The organism is Cellulomonas bogoriensis 69B4 = DSM 16987 (assembly GCF_000767165.1).
Classification (GTDB): Bacteria; Actinomycetota; Actinomycetes; order Actinomycetales; family Cellulomonadaceae; genus Actinotalea; species Actinotalea bogoriensis.
This window is the reverse complement of record NZ_AXCZ01000290.1, coordinates 1-2,026: the sequence shown is the minus strand read 5'-3', so window position 1 is coordinate 2,026 and position 2,026 is coordinate 1. Positions and strand designations below refer to the sequence as shown.

Below are 2,026 nucleotides of genomic sequence, written 5' to 3'. Positions count from 1 at the left end.
CCCGACGTCGGCCCGCCACCGGTCGTAGCCCTCCAGCGCGAGCGCACGACGCCGCACCACCGCCGCGGTGACGTCGGTCCCGGCGTCGGCGTCGGGCAGGGTCGCGGCGCGGGCGTAGGCCTGCGGGTCGCCCAGCACCTCCAGCGGGAACGTCATGACCGCGTCACCGGCCTCGGGCAGGCCCGAGTTCTGCATGAGGACCACCAGCTCCAGGCCACCGCCGTTGACCAGGCGGTGCACCGTCCCGGGGGTGAACCACAGCACGGCCCCCGGGGCCAGCGCGTCCTCGCGGTACCCCTGCGACCCGAGGGTCTGGACGGTCCCCTGCCCTGCGAGCACCAGGTACGCCTCGGCGGATGCGGTGTGCAGGTGGGGTGTGCCCCCGGCGACCCCGTCGGTCCCGGGGACGTCGTACACGGTCACGTGCGTCAGGCTCACCCCACCGGGAAAGCTCGCGGGGTCCGGGCGCTCGTCCACGGTCATCCCCCGTCCCCGACGTCCACCGGCGGGACCGTCGCCGCACGTGCGGCGAGCTCGGCCGCTGCCCGGAGGTCCGGCGCCCCGTCGTGCACGAGGACGGCGTACCGGAACCGCAGCGTCCGCCCCGGACCGAACGGCACCTTCTCGCTGAAGAACGGGGCCGGGCACACCGTCGCGAACGGCTCCGACCGGACGAACCACCGAGGGCCGGCGTCCCGCGTCTCGGGGCGCCACGGGTCGTCGACGACCAGCAGGGTCGACTCACGGCCGGACCCGTCGTGGAGACCGGTGAACCCCAGCCACGGCGACCGCCGCCCCCGGACGCCCTCGCCGTCGGTGCGCTCACCGGGCACCAGGACCGTGCCCCCGGTGAAGTCACGCGGTCCCCGCCAGAACAGTCCCCCGTAGCCGGCGTTCTCACGCCCCTGGGTTGTCGGGCTGCCGAGGTCCAGGGCGTCGGTCGAGGTGTTGGTCATGGTGGTCGTGAACGTGAGCACCCACGTGTTCCGGTCGAGCACCGTCACCCCCAGCCCGCGACCCTCGGCCACCACCGGCGCACCGTCCAGGGTGTGCCAGACCAGGCGTTGGGCGACGGCCACCCGGTCCCCGTCCTCGACGCGGTCGAACCCGGCGTGGTCCATGGAGCCGGTGTTGTCCAGCTGGACGTAGCCGCGCTCACGGACGAACGTCGGGCCGCCCCAGAAGCTGTGCGGCCCCACCACCGGCAGGGACCACGCGATCCCCTTGTGCCACACGTGGTCGTGGGGCCGGAAGAGGGTCACCACTTCTCCCGCCGTGGTCCGTACCGGGTGCAGGTACGGACGTGGGGACTCCACGGGGGCGTCGTCGGGTCGGTAGACGTAGCGGAACAGCTCGACGGGCACGCCCGTGGGCGGCTCCCCCGTCGTGGTGACGGTCAGCGCGGTCCCGTCGTCGGTGCAGCGCAGGCTCATGCTCCCACCCCCTGCCCGGAACGTGCCGCGCCCGGCGCCTTCACGGGGGGCCACGGGGCGCCCGTGCCGTCCATCCGGTCGTAGAACGGGTGCCCGGGCCCGATGTCGCCGCGCCGGACCCGCCGGCCGGTGAACGCCGAGGCGTACGTCGCGGCCACCAGCTCCAGGGTGTCCCTGGCCTCGGCCAGCGGGACGGGCAGGTCGCCGCCGTCGCGCACCGCGGCGACCAGGCGCGCCACCTGGGCGGTGTGCCCGGACTCCGGCCAGGTCGCCGCCGGGTCCTGCCACCGGGCCAGGAGGTGCTCATGGCCGGGTGCGGGGGTGAAGGTCCAGGAGTCCTCGGTGTACCCGTAGAGGTGGCGCAGCTCGACGGTCGCGTGCTCGGTGTCGAACCGCAGCTCGCTGGACTCCCTGGGCGAGACCACCGAGTTCACGACGCTCACCAGCGCTCCGCCCTCGGTCCGCAGGACCGCCATGGACACGTCCTCGGTGTCGGTGGGCCGGTCCTGGCGTGCGGCCATCGCGGCGACCTCCTCCCAGGGGCCGAGCACCGCGAGCAGCAGGTCGAACTGGTGGATGCCGTGGCCCATCGT

3 protein-coding genes are annotated in these 2,026 nt (G+C 74.5%); all 3 read right to left on the bottom strand.

The window, feature by feature from the left end; genetic code table 11:
- The coding region (locus tag N869_RS14715; protein ID WP_156968591.1) for a cupin domain-containing protein at window positions 1-483 on the bottom strand (483 nt) is incomplete at its 3' end.
- Window positions 480-1,433, bottom strand: a complete 954-nt coding sequence (locus N869_RS14710) for a DUF6807 domain-containing protein (protein WP_052105627.1) — start codon at window positions 1,431-1,433, stop codon at window positions 480-482. The genes N869_RS14715 and N869_RS14710, both read right to left, overlap by 4 nt.
- A partial coding sequence (locus tag N869_RS17995; protein ID WP_269545895.1) for a Gfo/Idh/MocA family protein occupies window positions 1,430-2,026 on the bottom strand: 597 nt, incomplete at its 5' end. The genes N869_RS14710 and N869_RS17995, both read right to left, overlap by 4 nt.